This is a genomic window from Peribacillus sp. SIMBA_075, from assembly GCF_046534585.1.
In genome coordinates, this window is the sequence record NZ_JAWRYN010000735.1 from 1 (window position 1) to 267 (window position 267).

Here is a 267-nt window from a genome sequence, read left to right on the forward strand (position 1 = left end):
GTTATGAGACGGCCGAGAGAATCCTTAAGCTGATCGATGCGGATAAAAAAATGATCGGCCGTCCAGAAATTGTCGCTAAGCTCGACAGTTTGGATCTGGCTTCCCTTAGCGGTGAGTGGGAAATTGGCACACTGACACTCAAGGACATTGTCGATGCATTGAAGAAACCCTTCCGCGACCCGCGGGACGAATTCCCTCAGCCGCTTCTGAAAAGCGATGTCTTGAAGATGGAAGATTTGGCTCCAGGGATGGAAGTGCAAGGAACCG

1 pseudogene is annotated in these 267 nt (G+C 50.9%); it reads left to right on the forward strand.

From position 1 onward, the window contains the following. Nucleotides 1-267: pseudogene (locus SB775_RS30155) on the forward strand (RNA-binding transcriptional accessory protein); the annotation flags it as partial.